Source organism: Vibrio sp. 1151_11 (assembly GCF_029478525.1).
In the GTDB taxonomy this organism is placed as follows: domain Bacteria; phylum Pseudomonadota; class Gammaproteobacteria; order Enterobacterales; family Vibrionaceae; genus Vibrio; species Vibrio anguillarum.
In genome coordinates this window covers 1-2,237 of record NZ_SHMN01000073.1, presented here as the reverse complement: position 1 = coordinate 2,237, position 2,237 = coordinate 1, and the positions used below count along the sequence as shown (strand labels likewise).

General features: G+C 41.1%; 2 protein-coding genes. One reads left to right on the top strand and one right to left on the bottom strand.

Features of this window, described 5'->3' with window-relative positions; genetic code table 11:
• Positions 1–1,316 precede the first annotated feature (1,316 nt).
• Positions 1,317–1,478: a hypothetical protein gene (locus EXZ60_RS18765; RefSeq protein ID WP_277436145.1), complete on the bottom strand. Its 162-nt coding sequence runs from the start codon at positions 1,476–1,478 to the stop codon at positions 1,317–1,319.
• 362 nt (positions 1,479–1,840) lie between these two features.
• On the opposite strand from EXZ60_RS18765, the gene EXZ60_RS18760 reads away from it, so the two are divergent.
• Entirely contained in the window at positions 1,841–2,104 is a 264-nt protein-coding gene (locus EXZ60_RS18760; protein WP_039443618.1) for a hypothetical protein, read from the top strand.
• Positions 2,105–2,237: the final 133 nt, after the last annotated feature.

The following is a 2,237-nucleotide window of genomic DNA, read 5'->3' as shown; positions in this document are numbered from 1 at the left end:
ACCTTTCGTTCTCAGTGAGGTGCGTGTATTTCATGTTTTTTACTTCTTGGCGGGAGCAAACTTCATGATTATCGCATCTCACTGTTTTTATGTTCAGAGGTGTCGCACTTCGTACTTGAATCCAAGTAACATAACAAACTGTTTAAGAGTGATTCGCAACGCGTGGCATTTTTACTATGCGTTGGTTTAAGTGATTAAGGTGGTATGCGGCGGCATTGGTATTGCGTTGCTCACACCTTAACAGGGCGTTATGCAACTCAGGTAAATTTAGGGGTTCAATCTTTTGGGATTTCTCCGGCTATTCGTTTTGTGTTGTCGGCAAATGAGCATTTTTACCCTAAAATTCGTTGTTTACTCAAGCCGTAAAACAGGCAAGGTTCTTTGTTTGCCTCAATCAGTTTTGGTGCTGGTTTGCTGGCAATTCAGCGTGCGCAAAGTGTGGAAAGGGCAAGTTTATCGAGCATTTTGCACTTGCTGAAGGTTTCGCTCGTTAAGTTTTCCTGATTCAAAAGCTTGGTTTGTTGTTGAAAGGTGGGCTTTGTTTTGGCAGCTCATTTATCACAGTTCTTGCTTAGGTTGGTTCTTGAATCACTCAACCATTGCAATGGTGGTTTTTGATCGAGTAAAGTCAGTTTATCTTATTGAATTTGCATAACAAACGGCTCAAGAGGGATTGCCAACGCGTGGCGACTTTAGTGCAAAATTGAAGTTCAGTGTTTTCGGTGTGTTTTTTAAGTTCGGCGGTGCGTTGTCAACCCCTTAGCCGGGCGTTATGCAACTCAGGGAAATTTAGGGGTTCAATCTTTTTAGATTTCTCCGGCCATTCGTTTTGTGTTGTCGGCAAATGAGCTTTTTGACCTTAAAATTCGTGGTTCACTCAAGCCGTAAAACAGACAAGGTTCTTTGTTTGCCTCAATCAGTTTTAACGTTGGCGTGTTGTGAATTTAGCGGGCGCAAAGTGTGGAAAGGGCAAGTTTATCGAACATTTTGTACTTGTTGAAAGTCTTGCTCGGTGAGTTTGTTTCATTCAAAAGCTTGGTTTGTTGTTGAAAGGTGGGCTTTGTTTTGGCGGCTTATTTGTCATGGCTCTGGCTTGGGTTGATTCTTGAATCACTCAACCATTGCAATTGTGGCTTTTGGTCGTGTAAAGTCAGTTTATCTCATTGAATTTGCATAACAAACGGTTAAAGATGGACTGCCAACGCGTGGCGGTTTTTGTTCAAATCGGCCTTTGTGATTACGGTTGTTATTTTGAGTTCAGTGTTTTGCGTTGTCAGCCCCTTAACCGGGCGTTAGGCAAAGTGAGTTTTCATCAGCTAAATCGAGTTGGAGTTGAACGGTAAATTCCATGTTCTCATGGCTGAGCTTAAGCAATAAATAATCATCACATATTTGTTGTTTCTTGATCGCGTTGGGTTGCTTTTCGTTGTGAATTTAGCGGCAAAATAACCTTCAGCATTCAAACGTCCGCCGAGCATGCTACGCTCGTCACTTTTCTTCCAAATCGCTCAATTTGAGTTTTTTGTTTCTTTGCAAAGTTAGAGTTTTAGTTTATAAATTAATGATTTAGTTTGTTTGGGTTTTACAAAAAGACTTGTTCTTGGGTTGTGAAAGTGTCGGCGTCAATTGGTTGGCCTAACAAACGGCTCAAGAGGGATTGTCAACGCGTGGCGGCTTTAGTACAAAATTGAAGTTCAGTGTTTACGGTGTGTTTTTTGAGTTCGGCTAGGCGTTGTCAACCCCTTAGCCGGGCGTTATGTGCCTTTCATGTGAAGCGACAAACATTATGTGCAACCATTAACTTATAGAATGGCTAAAATTTCATATTTTAGAGGGTGTTATGTTTTTTAGCAGCAAGGTTAAAGTGGTGATTTCAGTGGTGGCTATAGCATTGTCTTCACTTTTACTGTCTCTTGATATGTTTGGTGTCATTCCATTTCTGATTCTAGTTGTATCATTTTTTACCCTAATTATTCAAGGTGGGCTGTGCTTTCTTGGGTACAAAAATGGTGACGTTTTCGATGCTTATCAAGACCTAGAAAGAACAGAAGCAACGGCACTAACTAATCTGTTCAAAGACAAAAAGGATTGTGAAAAACACTAACCACGGCACTTAGTATCAAGTTTGAAGTGCGACACTTTCTACAGATGCGCATGAATATACTCCGTTGGTGTCCTATACCCAAGTCTTTTGCGTGGGCGCGTATTTAATTTGTGTGCAATTTCATTGCAGAGCT